Consider the following 14407-nt stretch of genomic DNA (forward strand, 5'->3'; position numbering starts at 1 on the left):
GAACGAGTGTGTCGCCTCGCTGCCCGGACCATGCGATGCAGGGTTATCGTTTCTGTGTCCAATTCTGTAGCCGTCCACTCGCCCCAATCTGGCGCATACAAGCGCACCACGGCCTTCAGCGTGTCCGTTGCTGGTGCGCGAGCGGCGTCGCCCAACCGCTCTGCGACGGCATTTTCATGTTGGATCCCGACCGGGCACAGCCCTTGCAAACCTCCCTTCAGTCGTCCGCATCTGCCAACCAGAAAAATTAAATGTTCATGGAGATCGCACAATGAAGCGTCGCAGTTTGATCAAGGCTTTCACACTCTCGGCATCCATTGCCGCGATGGGCATGACCTGGACTGTCCAGGCCGCCGAGACCATCAAGGTCGGGATTCTGCATTCGTTGTCCGGCACCATGGCGATCTCCGAAACCTCACTCAAAGACATGGCGTTGATGACCATCGACGAGATCAACGCCAAGGGCGGCGTCAACGGCAAGATGCTCGAACCGGTGGTGGTCGACCCTGCATCCAACTGGCCGCTGTTCGCCGAAAAGGGCCGGCAGTTGCTGACCCAGGACAAGGTCGCGGTAGTGTTCGGCTGCTGGACTTCGGTGTCGCGCAAGTCGGTATTGCCGGTGTTTGAAGAACTCAACGGCCTGCTGTTCTACCCGGTGCAATACGAAGGCGAAGAGATGTCGCCGAACGTGTTCTACACCGGCGCCGCGCCCAACCAGCAAGCGATCCCGGCGGTGGAATACCTGATGAGCGAAGAAGGCGGCAGCGCCAAGCGCTTCTTCCTGCTCGGCACCGACTACGTCTACCCGCGCACCACCAACAAGATCCTGCGCTCGTTCCTGCATTCCAAAGGCGTCGCCGACAAGGACATCGAAGAGGTCTACACCCCGTTCGGTCACAGCGACTATCAAACCATCGTCGCCAACATCAAGAAGTTCTCCGCCGGTGGCAAGACTGCGGTCATCTCCACCGTCAACGGCGACTCCAACGTGCCGTTCTACAAAGAACTGGCCAACCAGGGGCTGAAGGCCACCGACGTACCGGTGGTGGCGTTTTCGGTGGGTGAAGAAGAACTGCGCGGCATCGACACCAAGCCGCTGGTGGGCAACCTCGCGGCGTGGAACTACTTCGAGTCTGTCGAGAACCCGGTGAACAAGAAATTCGTCGCGGACTGGAAGGCCTACGCCAAGAAACACAACCTGCCGGGCGCCGACAAAGCGGTGACCAACGACCCGATGGAAGCCACTTACGTCGGCATCCATATGTGGGCGCAGGCAGCGGAGAAAGCCAAGTCCACCGACGTCGACAAGGTCCGCGAAGCGCTGGCCGGCCAGACTTTCGCCGCGCCGTCGGGCTACACCCTGACCATGGACAAGACCAACCACCACCTGCACAAACCGGTGATGATCGGCGAGATCCAGAGCGACGGTCAGTTCAATGTGGTGTGGCAGACCGAAGGGCCGATCCGCGCGCAACCGTGGAGCCCGTTCATTCAGGGCAACGACAAGAAGCCGGATTACGCGGTGAAGAGCAACTGAGTCCGACTTGGGCTTTGAGGTGGGGCGGAGATCCTTTCCCCCTCACCCCAACCCTCTCCCCCCAGGGGGCGAGGGGGAAAGGGAGCTGATCTTCGTGCTTTTCAAAGCTTGAGTTCGACTCGAGTTTGCAGGTCGCAGCACATGATCCAAAACACCTCGGTCAGTCCCCTCGCATGAGGGAGAGGGGGAAAGGGAGTTGATCTTCATGCTTTTCAAAGCCTGAGTCCGGCTCGAATTTGCAGGTCACAGTACATCGCCCAGACACCTCGGTCAGTCCCCTCGATTGCATGAGGGAGAGGGGAAAGGGAGCCGATCTTCATGCATTTCAAAGCCTGAGTTCGACTCGAATTTGCAGGTCACAGTACATCGCCCAGACACCTCGGTCAGTCCCCTCTCCCTCCGGGAGAGGGTTAGGGTGAGGGGGCGGTTGAACAGGACACCACTAATGCCCACTGCCATATACCGCTTGTTTCTGATCATCGCACTGCTGTTGCCGATGACTGCCTTTGCCGGCGACGCCGAAGACTTCGTCGTCGCCAACCCCGTGCAACAAGCCAAACTGCTGGAAGCCTGGGCCGCGCAGCCCGAGCCGGCGCGTGTCGAGCTGATCAATGCCTTGCAACAAGGCGAACTGACGATCGACGGCCAGCCAAAAACCCTGCGCCTGAACAACCGCCTGCGGGGTCTGATCGACACCGCGCTGGCCAGCCACCAATTGCTCGCCGCCGACGCCAAAATCCGTCTGGCCGCCGCGCAGCAATTGCAGAAAAGCGCGAAACCCGCGCAGCTGAAATTCCTCGACCAGCAACTGGCTGGCGAAAAGGACCCCGGCGTGCACGATGCCCTGAGCCTGGCCCTGGCCAATCTGCAACTGGTGGATACCGACCCGGCAGTGCGTCTGGCCGCCGTGCGCCTGCTCGGGGAAACCGGCGACCCACTGGCCCGCACCCGCCTCGAAGGCCTGCTCGAACCCGGCGTCGAAAGCGATGGCAGTGTGCGCACGGCCGCCGAAACCAGCCTCGCCCAAGTCAAACGCAAACTGTTGATCGGCGAAGTGTTGGGGCAGGCGTTCAGCGGCATGTCCCTCGGCTCGATCCTGCTGCTCGCCGCGCTCGGTCTGGCGATCACCTTCGGCCTGCTCGGGGTGATCAACATGGCCCACGGCGAGATGCTGATGCTCGGCGCCTACTCGACCTATGTCGTGCAGTTGATGTTCCAGCGCTATGCCCCGCAAGCCATCGAGTTCTATCCGCTGATCGCGCTGCCAGTGGCGTTCTTTGTCACGGCGGCGATCGGCATGGCACTGGAACGCACGGTGATTCGTCACCTCTATGGCCGGCCGCTGGAAACCCTGCTCGCCACCTGGGGCATCAGCCTGATGCTGATCCAGTTGGTGCGCCTGCTGTTCGGCGCGCAGAACGTCGAAGTGGCAAACCCGGCGTGGCTGTCCGGCGGCATTCAAGTGCTGCCGAATCTGGTGCTGCCGTACAACCGCATCGTGATCATCGCCTTCGCCCTGTTCGTGGTGGTACTGACCTGGCTGCTGCTGAACAAAACCCGTCTGGGTCTCAACGTCCGCGCCGTCACCCAGAACCGCAACATGGCTGCCTGCTGCGGCGTGCCCACCGGGCGCGTGGACATGCTCGCCTTCGGCCTCGGCTCGGGCATCGCCGGCCTCGGTGGTGTGGCGCTGAGCCAGATCGGCAACGTCGGTCCGGACCTCGGCCAGAGCTACATCATCGACTCGTTCCTGGTGGTGGTGCTCGGCGGTGTCGGGCAACTGGCCGGCAGCGTGCTGGCCGCGTTCGGCCTGGGTATCGCCAACAAGATTCTCGAACCGCAGATCGGTGCGGTGCTCGGCAAAATCCTGATCCTCGCGCTGATCATTCTGTTTATCCAGAAACGTCCGCAAGGCCTCTTCGCACTGAAAGGACGGGTGATCGACTGATGAATCAGCCTCTGCTAGTCACGGCCACACAAAAGGCCGGACCGAAAGTCACGATGGCGGTCGGTGCGGTGATTCTCGCGCTGCTGATCGCCCTGCCGTTGCTCTCGTTGTTGGCGCCGGACAATGCGCTGCACGTCTCGGCCTACACGCTGACGCTCGTCGGCAAAATCCTCTGCTACGCCATCGTCGCCCTGGCGCTGGATCTGGTCTGGGGTTACGCCGGCTTGCTGTCGCTGGGCCATGGCCTGTTCTTCGCCCTCGGCGGTTACGCGATGGGCATGTACCTGATGCGCCAGGCGGCCGGCGATGGCTTGCCGGCGTTCATGACTTTTCTGTCGTGGACAGAACTACCGTGGTACTGGAGCGGCACCAGCAGCTTTGTCTGGTCGATGTGCCTGGTGGTGTTGGCACCGGGTCTGCTGGCGCTGGTGTTCGGTTTCTTTGCCTTCCGTTCGCGGATCAAGGGTGTGTATTTCTCGATCATGACCCAGGCCCTGACCTTCGCCGGCATGCTTCTGTTTTTCCGCAACGAGACCGGGTTTGGCGGCAACAACGGCTTCACCAACTTCCGCACGATCCTCGGTTTCGGCATCACCGAGCCGGGCACCCGCGCGGTGTTGTTTCTGGCCACGGTGCTGTTGCTGGTCGCCAGTCTGTTCATCGGCTGGCGCCTGGCGCAGAGCAAGTTCGGCCGGGTGCTGACCGCGCTGCGCGATGCAGAAAACCGCTTGATGTTCTGCGGCTACGACCCGCGCGGTTTCAAGCTGTTTGTCTGGGTGTTGAGCGCGGTGTTGTGCGGACTGGCCGGTGCGTTGTACGTGCCGCAGGTCGGCATCATCAACCCCAGCGAAATGTCGCCGACCAACTCGATTGAAGCGGCGGTGTGGGTGGCCCTCGGCGGCCGTGGCACGCTGATCGGCCCGCTGCTCGGCGCCGGCGTGGTCAACGGCATGAAGAGCTGGTTCACCGTGGCCTTCCCCGAATACTGGCTGTTCTTCCTCGGCGCGCTGTTCATCGTCGTGACGTTGTACCTGCCCAAAGGCGTGATCGGTCTGCTGAAGAAACGAGGTGAATCATGAGAGTGACAGCCACTGCCGAATTCATGCTGGAGCCGGCGTTTTTTCCGGTGGAGCCGAACAAGGACGAGGGCACCAGCCGCGACTCGATCGGCCTCGGCCAACGCGTCGGCCCGGGCCTCGACACCCGGCACGGCACGATCCTGACCCTGGAAGACATCAGCGTCAGCTTCGACGGCTTCCGCGCCCTGAACAATCTCAACCTGTACATCGGCGTCGGTGAGCTGCGTTGCATCATCGGCCCCAACGGCGCGGGCAAGACCACGCTGATGGACGTGATCACCGGCAAGACCCGGCCCAGTCACGGCAAGGCCTGGTTCGGTGAAACCCTGGACCTGACGCAAATGAGCGAAGTGCAGATCGCCCAGGCCGGCATTGGCCGCAAGTTCCAGAAGCCGACGGTGTTCGAAGCCCTCAGCGTGTTTGAAAACCTCGAGCTGGCGCAGAAGACCGACAAGTCGGTGTGGGCCAGTTTGCGTGCGCGGTTGAGCGGCGAGCAGCGTGATCGCATCAGCGAAGTGCTGGAGACCATTCGCCTGACCACCTCGGTCAATCGCCCGGCGGGTTTGCTGTCCCACGGCCAGAAGCAGTTCCTGGAGATCGGCATGCTGCTGATGCAGGACCCGCAACTGCTGCTGCTCGACGAACCGGTGGCGGGCATGACCGACGCCGAAACCGAGTTCACCGCCGAGCTGTTCAAATCGCTGGCGGGCAAGCATTCGCTGATGGTGGTTGAACATGACATGGGCTTTGTCGGCTCGATTGCCGACCACGTCACCGTGTTGCACCAGGGCAGCGTGCTGGCTGAAGGCTCGCTTGAGCAGGTGCAGGAAAACGAGCGGGTGATCGAGGTCTATCTCGGCCGCTAAGGTTTGCGAATACAAAACCTGTGGGAGCTGGCTTGCCAGCGATCGCGGTGGATCAGTCGACATCATTGCTGGATATGCCGGCCTCATCGCTGGCAAGCCAGCTCCCACAGGGTTCTGTGTGCAACAGAAGGAATTCGAACATGCTGCAAGTCGACAAGCTGCACCAGTACTACGGCGGTAGCCACATCCTCCGGGGCCTCAGTTTTGATGTGAAGGTCGGCGAAGTCACCTGCCTGCTCGGACGCAACGGCGTGGGCAAGACCACCCTGCTCAAATGCCTGATGGGCCTGTTGCCGGCCAAGGAAGGCGCGGTGAACTGGGAGGGCAAACCGATCACCACGTTCAAGCCGCACCAGCGCGTTCACGCCGGTATTGCTTACGTGCCGCAAGGTCGGGAAATCTTCGGACGGCTGACCGTGGAAGAAAACCTGTTGATGGGGCTGTCACGGTTTCCCGGCAGCGAAGCCAAAGAAGTGCCAAGTTTCATCTACGAACTGTTCCCGGTGCTGCTACAAATGAAGCAGCGTCGCGGCGGTGACTTGTCTGGCGGGCAGCAACAGCAACTGGCAATCGGTCGCGCACTGGCCAGCCGTCCGCGCTTGCTGATCCTCGACGAACCCACCGAAGGCATCCAGCCGTCAGTGATCAAGGAGATCGGCGCGGTGATCAAGACACTCGCAGCCCGTGGCGACATGGCGATTTTGCTGGTCGAGCAATTCTACGATTTCGCCGCCGAGCTGGCCGATCAGTACCTGGTGATGTCCCGGGGCGAGATCGTCCAGCAAGGTCGCGGTGAAAATATGGAGGCCGAGGGTGTACGCGGACTGGTCACGATCTAAGGCAACGTTCTAATCTGTAGCTTCCTAACGATAATCACACACCATGAATTCGACTGTTTCACCTGCCCTGTTTACCCCGAGCTGGCACGCCGAGCTGGAGCTGGCCTACGCCCGCTTCGGCGAGTGCACGCGCCCGGTTCAGCGTCGGCACATCGGTCCGCTGCGGGTGCAAAAGCATCTGTACGCCGAAGGACCTGAAGTCTGCCAACACATCATCGTCCACCCGCCGGGCGGGATTGCCGGCGGCGACCGACTGGACATCAGCGCCCGCGTCGAAGCGCACGCCTGGGCGCAGATCACCAGCCCCGGCGCGGCGAAGTGGTATCGCGCGGGTGGGCCGGCTTATCAGAAGCTCGACTTGCAAGTCGCGGCCGGGGCGACGCTGGAATGGCTGCCGCAGGAAACCATCGTCTACAGCGCGGCGCAGGCTGAGCTGAGCACTTCGATTGAACTGGAAGGCGATGCCCGGCTGTTCTACTGGGATGTGGTGGCGCTGGGTCGCCCGGCCAGCGGCGAACGTTTCGACCGCGGGCATTTTCAGGCGCATCTGGATATTCGCCGTGATGGTCGATTGCTCTGGCACGAGCGCCAGCGCGTTGTTGGCGGTGACGGCTTACTTGATTCACCGATCGGGCTGGACGGTAATCCGGTATTTGCGACGTTGTTGGTCACCGGTGAGATTGAGGCTGAATTGCTTGAGCGCTGCCGCTCGCTGGGCCACGAAGTGCGAGGGGATCTGACGCAATTGCCGGGGCTGTTGGTGGCCCGTTGTCTGGCCAGTGAGGCATTGCTCGCCCGCGCCTGGCTCATCGACTTATGGCGTTTGCTGCGGCCGGTGCTTCTGGATCGCGAGGCGGTGTCACCGAGAATATGGAGCACCTGAAAGCCCCCCTCACCCCCCGCCCTCTCCCGGGGGGAGAGGGAGCCTGACCGAGTCGTTTGAATTGAATTTAACTGCCTGAACGAATACTGCTTACTGAACCGGCCATTGAAAACAACCGAGATCAGTCTCCTCTCCCGCGAAAGAGGGAGCCTGACCGAGTCGTTTGAAATGAATTCAACTGCCTGAACGAATACTGCTGACTGAACCGGCCATTGAAAACAACCGAGATCAGTCTCCTCTCCCGCGAAAGAGGAAGCCTGACCGAGTCGTTTGAAATGAATTTAACTGCCTGAACGAATACTGCTGACTGAACCGGCCATTGAAAACAACCGAGATCAGTCCCCTCTCCCTCGGGAGAGGGCTAGGGTGAGGGGCTGCTCCAACTGGCACCCCGCACCCACAAGAACCTCAAAAATCTGCCCTGATGGAACGACACAATGGACCTGACCCCACGCGAGAAAGACAAGCTGCTGATCTTTACCGCCGGCCTCGTCGCCGAGCGGCGACTGGCCCGCGGCGTGAAACTCAATTACCCGGAGGCCATGGCCTACATCTCCGCCGCGCTGCTGGAAGGCGCGCGTGATGGCCAGACCGTGGCCGAGCTGATGCACTACGGCACCACCCTGCTGAGCCGCGAGCAAGTGATGGAAGGCATCCCGGAAATGATCCCCGAGATCCAGGTCGAAGCGACGTTCCCCGATGGCACCAAACTGGTCACCGTCCACCAACCGATCGTCTGAGGCCGCGCCATGACTTACACGATTCGCGACGCCCTCCACGCCGACCTGCCGGCGATCCGTGACATCTACAACGATGCGGTGCTCAACACCACGGCGATCTGGAACGAGTCGGCGGTCGACCTCGGCAACCGTCAGGCCTGGTTCAGTGCACGTCAGGCCCAGGCGTATCCGATTCTGGTGATCGTCGGCGGCGACAACGCAGTGCTCGGCTACGCTTCATTCGGTGACTGGCGGCCGTTCGACGGCTTTCGCCATACCGTCGAGCACTCGGTCTATGTGCGCAGCGATCAACGCGGCAATGGCCTTGGCCCGCAATTGATGGGTGCCCTGATCGGACGGGCAAGGGCCTGCGGCAAACATGTCATGGTCGCCGCCATCGAAAGTGGCAACGCCGCCTCCATTCGTCTCCATGAGCGCGCCGGTTTCAGCATCACCGGCCAGATGCCGCAGGTCGGCACCAAGTTCGGTCGCTGGCTCGACCTGACGTTCATGCAACTGACCCTCAACCCCGGCGCGGAGCCGCCTGACGCCAACAAGGAGTGATACCGATGAACGCTGCCCAACTGCGCCGCGTCAACGCTGAAAGTTTTGCGCACTATCGTCAGGGCCTGATCGACCTGCTGCTCGATGCGGTGGGCTATGGCGCCAGCGTCGGCTTCATGGCCGACCTCGATGCCGCCCAGGCCCGCGCCTATTTCGATGAGGTCCAGGACAACGTGAACAAGGGCAGCGTGTTGCTCTGGGTGGTGGTCAAGGACGAACAGGTGCAGGCCAGCGTGCAACTGAGCCTGTGCCAGAAGGCCAACGGTCTCAATCGCGCCGAAGTGCAGAAACTGCTGGTGCGCGAACACGCCCGCCGACGCGGCCTCGGCCAGCAATTGATGAGCGCGCTGGAACTCGAAGCGGCCAAGCACAAGCGCGGCATGCTCTACCTCGACACCGAGGCCGGTTCCCCCGCCGAAGATTTCTACAAGGCCCTGGGTTACAGCCGCGCCGGTGAAATTCCCGACTACGCCTGCGACCCGCACGGCACCTATCGCCCGACCGCCCTCTATTACAAGATCCTGCAAGGAGCCCGGCCATGATTCCCGGCCAGTACCAGATCCAGCCCGGCGACATCGAACTCAACGTCGGCCGCCGCACCCTCAGCCTGAAAGTCGCCAACAGTGGCGACCGGCCGATCCAGGTCGGTTCGCACTATCACTTTTTCGAGACCAACGACGCCCTGACCTTTGACCGCGCCGCCAGCCGTGGCATGCGCCTGAATATCCCGGCCGGCACCGCCGTGCGCTTCGAGCCGGGGCAGAGCCGCGAGGTGGAGCTGGTGGATTACGCCGGGCACCGGCGGGTGTTCGGGTTTGCCGGGCGGGTCATGGGTGATCTCTGACATCTGCGTGCTCCGCTACCCCTCACCCCAGCCCTCTCCCGAGGGAGAGGGAGCCGATCACCGATAGCTGACCCACCGTGAACAGTCCCCTCTGCGGAGCTGATCGCCGATAGCCGACCCACCGCGAACAGTTCCCTCTGCGGAGCTGATCGCCGATAGCCGACCCACCGCGAACAGTCCCCTCTCCCTCTGGGAGAGGGCCAGGGTGAGGGGGCGATGGCTCACCACTATTTTCTTGAAGGACGCAGCATGAAGATTTCCCGTCAAGCCTACGCCGACATGTTCGGCCCCACCGTCGGCGACAAGGTGCGCCTGGCCGATACCGAGTTGTGGATCGAAGTCGAAAAGGACTTCACAACCTACGGCGAAGAAGTGAAATTCGGTGGCGGCAAAGTGATCCGCGATGGCCAGGGCCAGAGCCAGTTGCTCGCGGCCGAAGTGGTCGACACCTTGATCACCAACGCGCTGATCATCGACCACTGGGGCATCGTCAAGGCCGACGTCGGCCTCAAGGACGGGCGCATCGCCGCGATCGGCAAGGCCGGTAACCCGGACGTACAGCCCGACGTGACCATCGCCATCGGCGCCAGCACCGAAGTGATCGCCGGTGAAGGCATGATCCTCACCGCCGGCGGCATCGACACCCATATTCACTTCATCTGCCCGCAGCAGATCGAAGAAGCGCTGATGAGCGGCGTCACCACCATGATCGGCGGCGGCACCGGGCCTGCCACCGGCACCAACGCCACCACCTGCACCTCCGGCCCGTGGCACCTGGCGCGCATGCTCCAGGCCGCCGACGCATTCCCGATGAACATCGGCCTCACCGGCAAGGGCAACGCCAGCCTGCCGGAGCCGTTGATCGAGCAGGTCAAGGCCGGTGCCATCGGCCTCAAGCTGCACGAAGACTGGGGCACCACCCCGGCGAGCATCGACAATTGCCTGAACGTCGCCGACCAGTACGACGTGCAGGTGGCGATCCACACCGACACCCTCAACGAATCCGGCTTCGTCGAAACCACCCTCGGCGCGTTCAAGGGCCGCACCATCCACACCTACCACACCGAGGGTGCCGGTGGCGGCCATGCGCCGGACATCATCAAGGCCTGCGGTTTCCCGAACGTGCTGCCGAGTTCCACCAACCCGACCCGGCCGTTCACCCGCAACACCATCGACGAACACCTCGACATGCTGATGGTCTGCCATCACCTGGACCCGAGCATCGCCGAAGACGTCGCATTTGCCGAAAGCCGCATCCGCCGCGAGACAATTGCCGCCGAAGACATCCTCCACGACCTCGGCGCGTTCTCGATGATCAGCTCCGACAGCCAGGCCATGGGCCGTGTCGGCGAAGTCATCACGCGCACCTGGCAGACCGCCGACAAGATGAAGAAGCAGCGCGGCCCGCTGCCGCAGGACGGCGCAGGCAACGACAACTTCCGCGCCAAGCGCTACATCGCCAAGTACACCATCAACCCGGCGATCACCCACGGCATCAGCCACGAAGTCGGCTCGGTGGAAGTCGGCAAATGGGCGGATCTGGTGCTCTGGCGCCCGGCATTTTTTGGCGTGAAACCGACGCTGATCCTCAAGGGCGGCGCGATTGCCGCCAGCCTGATGGGCGATGCCAACGCGTCGATCCCGACCCCGCAACCGGTGCACTACCGCCCGATGTTCGCCAGTTACGGCGGTTCGCTGCATGCCACCAGCCTGACCTTTATCAGTCAGGCGGCGCAGGAAGCCGGGTTGCCTGAAGCGTTAGGATTGAAGAAGAAAATCGGCGTGGTCAAAGGCTGCCGTGATGTGCAGAAGACCGACCTGATCCACAACGATTATCTGCCCAACATCGACGTCGATCCGCAGACGTATCAGGTCAAGGCGGACGGGGTGTTGCTCTGGTGTGAGCCGGCAGAAACCTTGCCGATGGCACAGCGGTACTTTTTGTTTTGAGCACAAAAAAGGCCCTTCGGGGCCTTTTTCAATGGTGAATCAGAATGACCGTGTAATCGTTCTTCGCTGGCAAGCCAGCTCTCACAGGTTCTGCGTCGAACTAAAATCCCTGTTTCAACCCAAAACCCTGTGGGAGCTGGCTTGCCAGCGATGAGGCCAAATCAACCGACACAAAGTTTTCAGGCTATCTACTCAACCACCAACCGCCCCAGGCGCTGGCGCAACATGCGGTTCTCGGCACGCAACTCGCGCACTTCTTCCAGCAGATCCAGCGCCAGGGCGACGCCTTCCCACTCCAGTTCCAGTTCGCGGCGCAATTTCGCCGCACGTTTGGCCAAGGCCAGTTCGTAATCGGTGAAGCGCCATTCCCGGGGCTGTGCACCCTGAGGTTCGAGGATGCCGTGTTCGACGATTTCGATCACGTAGGCATCCGACAAATCGGCCGCCTCACAGAATTCTGCCAAGTCCAGTTGAACGATCAGGGGGCTGCTCATGATGGGCTACTCCGTCGTCGAATCAGAAGTTCTCTCGCGGATTGAAGGCGGCTTTCTTCGCCAGTTCCTGCCACAGCGCCTTGACCTCATCGTCCGAGGCTTTCGGCATCACGGCTTTGAGCTGCACGAACAGATAACCGCGCTCGCCGGCCTTGTTTTTCAAACCATGACCCTTGGCGCGCATGCGCTGGCCGTTCTGGCTGCCCGCCGGCACCTTGAGGTTGATCTTGCCGGTCAGGGTCGGCACGGCCACTTCAGCGCCCAGCGCCAGTTCCCACGGCGCCAGCGGCAGGGTGATGATCAGGTTTTCGCCTTCGACATCGAATTTCGGGTGCGGCGCAAAGCGAATGGTCAGGTACAGATCGCCATTGGCCCCGCCACCGATCCCAGGTGCACCCTGGCCCTTGAGGCGGATGCGCTCGCCGTCGGTCACGCCCGCCGGGATCTTCACGTTCAGGCTCTTGCTGGTGTTGCTGACGTGCTGGCCGTTGGCGTTGTATTGCGGCACCTGGAAGGTGACCTTCTTCGACTCGTTCGCCAGCGTCTCCTCAAGGAAGATCGGCAGTTCCATTTCCACGTCTTGTCCCCGGCGCCCGGTACTGCGTTGTTGCCGACCTTCGCCGCCACCGAAACCGGGGCCGCGATTGCCGAAGATCGAACTGAAGAAGTCCGAGAAGTCGCCGGTGTCGCCACCGCCGCCGCCAAAGCCGCCACGGCTCTGCCAACCCGGTGGGCCCTGGAACGGCTGACCGTGCTGGCCATAGCGGCGCAGCTCGTCGTATTCGGCGCGCTTGTCGGCGCTTTTCAGCGCTTCATAGGCTTCCGAGGCATCCTTGAACTTGGCCTCGGCGTCTTTTTCCTTGCTGACATCCGGGTGGTATTTGCGCGCCAGCTTGCGATAGGCCGCCTTGATCGCCTTGTCGTCCGCCGTCGGCTCCACGCCGAGTATCTTGTAATAATCTTTGAAGTCCATCGAAGGAATCACCGTCCGTTATCGATTTCGCGCCGAGCCCAGCATGCGCTCATTCGCGCGTGCCGGGTTGACCGATCTCAAGTTTGTGACCGGGTGGCGCTGCAGAAGTTTATCGGCAGTGGGCGACGGTTCTTGTGACCGCCGGTGTGTCTGCCGGCCCATGCCAGCAAGTTTGGGGCAAAGTCCGGGCTTTCAAGGCAGTTTAGTCGTGAAATAGCAGATGACCGGCCTTCGAATCTGTCGCGCACTGACATACACTGCGCGGCCGTTTTTTAGACCGGAACCGAAAGACATGAAAGACGCCTCTCCAGCCCGTGCCTGCGGCATCGACTTCGGCACGTCCAACTCCACCGTCGGCTGGCTGCGCCCCGGCATGGAAACGATGATCGCGCTGGAAGACGACAAGATCACCCTGCCGTCGGTGGTCTTCTTCAACATCGAGGAACGCCGCCCGGTGTACGGTCGCCTGGCGCTGCACGAGTACCTGGAAGGCTACGAAGGCCGGCTGATGCGCTCGCTCAAGAGCCTGCTGGGCTCCAAGCTGATCAAGCACGACACCAGCGTCCTCGGCACCGCGATGCCGTTCAAGGACCTGCTCGGCCTGTTCATCGGCCAACTGAAGAGCCGCGCCGAAACCGCCGCCGGTCGGGAATTCGAGCAAGTGGTCCTCGGTCGCCCGGTGTTCTTCGTCGATGACGATCCGCTGGCCGACCAGGAAGCCGAAGACACCCTGGTCGAAGTGGCGCGCAAGCTCGGTTTCAAGGACGTGTCGTTTCAGTACGAACCGATCGCTGCGGCCTTCGACTACGAGTCGACCATCGAAAAAGAAGAGCTGGTGCTGATTGTCGACATCGGCGGTGGTACCTCGGACTTCTCGCTGGTGCGCCTGTCGCCCGAGCGTCGCGGCATGGACAACCGCCACGATGACATCCTCGCCACCGGCGGCGTGCACATCGGCGGTACCGATTTCGATAAACAACTGAGTCTGCAAGGCTTGATGCCGCTGTTCGGCTACGGCAGCCGCATGAAGAGCGGCGCCTACATGCCGACCAGCCACCACATGAACCTGGCGACCTGGCACACCATCAACTCGGTCTACTCGCAGAAATCCACCCTGGCGCTGGGCAGCATGCGTTACGACATCGAAGACACCGGCGGCATCGACCGCCTGTTCAAGCTGATCGAACAGCGCGCCGGCCACTGGCTGGCGATGGAAGTCGAAGAAACCAAGATCCAGCTGACCCACACCGACAGCCGCCATGTGCCGCTGGACCGGATCGAGCCCGGCCTGAGCGTTGAGCTGAGCCGCGCCCTGTTCGAATCGTCCATCGACGCACTGCTTGAGCGCGTGCGCGGCAGCGTCACGCAGCTGTTGAACGATGCCAACGTGTCGGTGAGTCAGGTCGATACGGTGTTCTTCACCGGCGGTTCGAGTGGCATTCCGGCGCTGCGCAACAGCGTCTCGGCCATGCTGCCGAACGCACGGCATGTCGAAGGCAACATCTTTGGCAGCATTGGCAGCGGTCTGGCGATTGAGGCGATGAAGCGTTACGGCGCAATGGCCTGATCACAATCGCTGTGGCGAAGAGCCTTTGTGGCGAGGGGATTTATCCGCGTTGGGTCGCGAAGCGGCCCCGACTTTTGAAAGCAGGGGCCTGCTGCGCAGGCCAGCGGGGATAAATCCCCTCGCCACAGATGCATTCGCTTCAGA

14 protein-coding genes are annotated in these 14407 nt (G+C 61.9%); 12 read left to right on the plus strand and 2 right to left on the minus strand.

The window, feature by feature from the left end; all coding sequences use genetic code 11:
- The first annotated feature begins 271 nt into the window (after window positions 1–271).
- The 11 genes from urtA to ureC all read left to right on the plus strand — a co-directional run bounded on the left by urtA (window position 272) and on the right by ureC (window position 11229).
- The gene (gene urtA, locus K5Y35_RS04430; protein ID WP_123471008.1) at window positions 272–1537 is read left to right on the plus strand and encodes an urea ABC transporter substrate-binding protein; all 1266 of its coding nucleotides are present in this window, start codon (window positions 272–274) and stop codon (window positions 1535–1537) included.
- A 445-nt stretch (window positions 1538–1982) separates the two neighbouring features.
- Window positions 1983–3485: an urea ABC transporter permease subunit UrtB gene (urtB, locus tag K5Y35_RS04435; protein ID WP_222833763.1), complete on the plus strand. Its 1503-nt coding sequence runs from the start codon at window positions 1983–1985 to the stop codon at window positions 3483–3485.
- Entirely contained in the window at window positions 3485–4564 is a 1080-nt protein-coding gene (gene urtC / locus K5Y35_RS04440) for an urea ABC transporter permease subunit UrtC (RefSeq protein WP_123471004.1), read from the plus strand. Before urtB ends, urtC begins: the two co-directional genes overlap by 1 nt.
- Window positions 4561–5430 (plus strand): urea ABC transporter ATP-binding protein UrtD, encoded by an 870-nt coding sequence (gene urtD, locus K5Y35_RS04445; RefSeq protein WP_123471002.1) that lies wholly within the window; start codon window positions 4561–4563, stop codon window positions 5428–5430. The genes urtC and urtD overlap by 4 nt, the downstream gene beginning before the upstream one ends.
- 140 nt (window positions 5431–5570) lie before the next feature.
- Window positions 5571–6269, plus strand: coding sequence for an urea ABC transporter ATP-binding subunit UrtE (gene urtE, locus K5Y35_RS04450; RefSeq protein ID WP_123471001.1), 699 nt, complete (start codon window positions 5571–5573; stop codon window positions 6267–6269).
- A 43-nt stretch (window positions 6270–6312) separates the two neighbouring features.
- Window positions 6313–7152: an urease accessory protein UreD gene (locus K5Y35_RS04455; RefSeq protein ID WP_128616171.1), complete on the plus strand. Its 840-nt coding sequence runs from the start codon at window positions 6313–6315 to the stop codon at window positions 7150–7152.
- A 437-nt stretch (window positions 7153–7589) separates the two neighbouring features.
- Window positions 7590–7892 carry an urease subunit gamma gene (gene ureA, locus K5Y35_RS04460; RefSeq protein WP_003221215.1) on the plus strand — a complete coding sequence of 101 codons (303 nt, stop codon included), beginning with the start codon at window positions 7590–7592 and terminating at the stop codon, window positions 7890–7892.
- Between the two features lie 9 nt (window positions 7893–7901).
- A complete protein-coding gene (locus tag K5Y35_RS04465) occupies window positions 7902–8435 on the plus strand; it encodes a GNAT family N-acetyltransferase (protein ID WP_222833764.1) in 534 nt (177 codons plus the stop codon).
- A gap of 5 nt (window positions 8436–8440) precedes the next feature.
- Entirely contained in the window at window positions 8441–8977 is a 537-nt protein-coding gene (locus tag K5Y35_RS04470) for a GNAT family N-acetyltransferase (protein WP_123470995.1), read from the plus strand.
- Window positions 8974–9279, plus strand: coding sequence for an urease subunit beta (locus tag K5Y35_RS04475; RefSeq protein ID WP_123470994.1), 306 nt, complete (start codon window positions 8974–8976; stop codon window positions 9277–9279). Before K5Y35_RS04470 ends, K5Y35_RS04475 begins: the two co-directional genes overlap by 4 nt.
- A 249-nt stretch (window positions 9280–9528) precedes the next feature.
- On the plus strand, window positions 9529–11229 hold the full coding sequence (ureC, locus tag K5Y35_RS04480; RefSeq protein ID WP_123470992.1) for an urease subunit alpha: 1701 nt from the start codon (window positions 9529–9531) through the stop codon (window positions 11227–11229).
- Between the two features lie 188 nt (window positions 11230–11417).
- Here the strand turns inward: ureC and K5Y35_RS04485 are convergent, their stop codons facing one another.
- A complete protein-coding gene (locus K5Y35_RS04485) occupies window positions 11418–11723 on the minus strand; it encodes a chaperone modulator CbpM (RefSeq protein ID WP_123470991.1) in 306 nt (101 codons plus the stop codon).
- A gap of 22 nt (window positions 11724–11745) precedes the next feature.
- On the minus strand, window positions 11746–12696 hold the full coding sequence (locus K5Y35_RS04490; protein WP_123470989.1) for a DnaJ C-terminal domain-containing protein: 951 nt from the start codon (window positions 12694–12696) through the stop codon (window positions 11746–11748).
- 292 nt (window positions 12697–12988) lie between these two features.
- Between K5Y35_RS04490 and K5Y35_RS04495 the strand changes: the two genes are divergently transcribed.
- The gene (locus K5Y35_RS04495) at window positions 12989–14263 is read left to right on the plus strand and encodes an Hsp70 family protein (protein WP_222833765.1); all 1275 of its coding nucleotides are present in this window, start codon (window positions 12989–12991) and stop codon (window positions 14261–14263) included.
- Window positions 14264–14407: the final 144 nt, after the last annotated feature.

This window comes from Pseudomonas sp. SC3(2021) (assembly GCF_019856535.1).
Lineage (GTDB): Bacteria > Pseudomonadota > Gammaproteobacteria > Pseudomonadales > Pseudomonadaceae > Aquipseudomonas > Aquipseudomonas monsensis.

What these genes read in the sequence shown, in the direction of transcription:
- urtA (WP_123471008.1), top strand. Translation starts at nt 272, where the DNA reads ATGAAGCGTCGCAGTTTGATCAAGGCTTTCACACTCTCGGCATCCATT.
- urtB (WP_222833763.1), top strand. Translation starts at nt 1,983, where the DNA reads ATGCCCACTGCCATATACCGCTTGTTTCTGATCATCGCACTGCTGTTG.
- urtC (WP_123471004.1), top strand. Translation starts at nt 3,485, where the DNA reads ATGAATCAGCCTCTGCTAGTCACGGCCACACAAAAGGCCGGACCGAAA.
- urtD (WP_123471002.1), top strand. Translation starts at nt 4,561, where the DNA reads ATGAGAGTGACAGCCACTGCCGAATTCATGCTGGAGCCGGCGTTTTTT.
- urtE (WP_123471001.1), top strand. Translation starts at nt 5,571, where the DNA reads ATGCTGCAAGTCGACAAGCTGCACCAGTACTACGGCGGTAGCCACATC.
- K5Y35_RS04455 (WP_128616171.1), top strand. Translation starts at nt 6,313, where the DNA reads ATGAATTCGACTGTTTCACCTGCCCTGTTTACCCCGAGCTGGCACGCC.
- ureA (WP_003221215.1), top strand. Translation starts at nt 7,590, where the DNA reads ATGGACCTGACCCCACGCGAGAAAGACAAGCTGCTGATCTTTACCGCC.
- K5Y35_RS04465 (WP_222833764.1), top strand. Translation starts at nt 7,902, where the DNA reads ATGACTTACACGATTCGCGACGCCCTCCACGCCGACCTGCCGGCGATC.
- K5Y35_RS04470 (WP_123470995.1), top strand. Translation starts at nt 8,441, where the DNA reads ATGAACGCTGCCCAACTGCGCCGCGTCAACGCTGAAAGTTTTGCGCAC.
- K5Y35_RS04475 (WP_123470994.1), top strand. Translation starts at nt 8,974, where the DNA reads ATGATTCCCGGCCAGTACCAGATCCAGCCCGGCGACATCGAACTCAAC.
- ureC (WP_123470992.1), top strand. Translation starts at nt 9,529, where the DNA reads ATGAAGATTTCCCGTCAAGCCTACGCCGACATGTTCGGCCCCACCGTC.
- K5Y35_RS04485 (WP_123470991.1), bottom strand. Translation starts at nt 11,723, where the DNA reads ATGAGCAGCCCCCTGATCGTTCAACTGGACTTGGCAGAATTCTGTGAG.
- K5Y35_RS04490 (WP_123470989.1), bottom strand. Translation starts at nt 12,696, where the DNA reads ATGGACTTCAAAGATTATTACAAGATACTCGGCGTGGAGCCGACGGCG.
- K5Y35_RS04495 (WP_222833765.1), top strand. Translation starts at nt 12,989, where the DNA reads ATGAAAGACGCCTCTCCAGCCCGTGCCTGCGGCATCGACTTCGGCACG.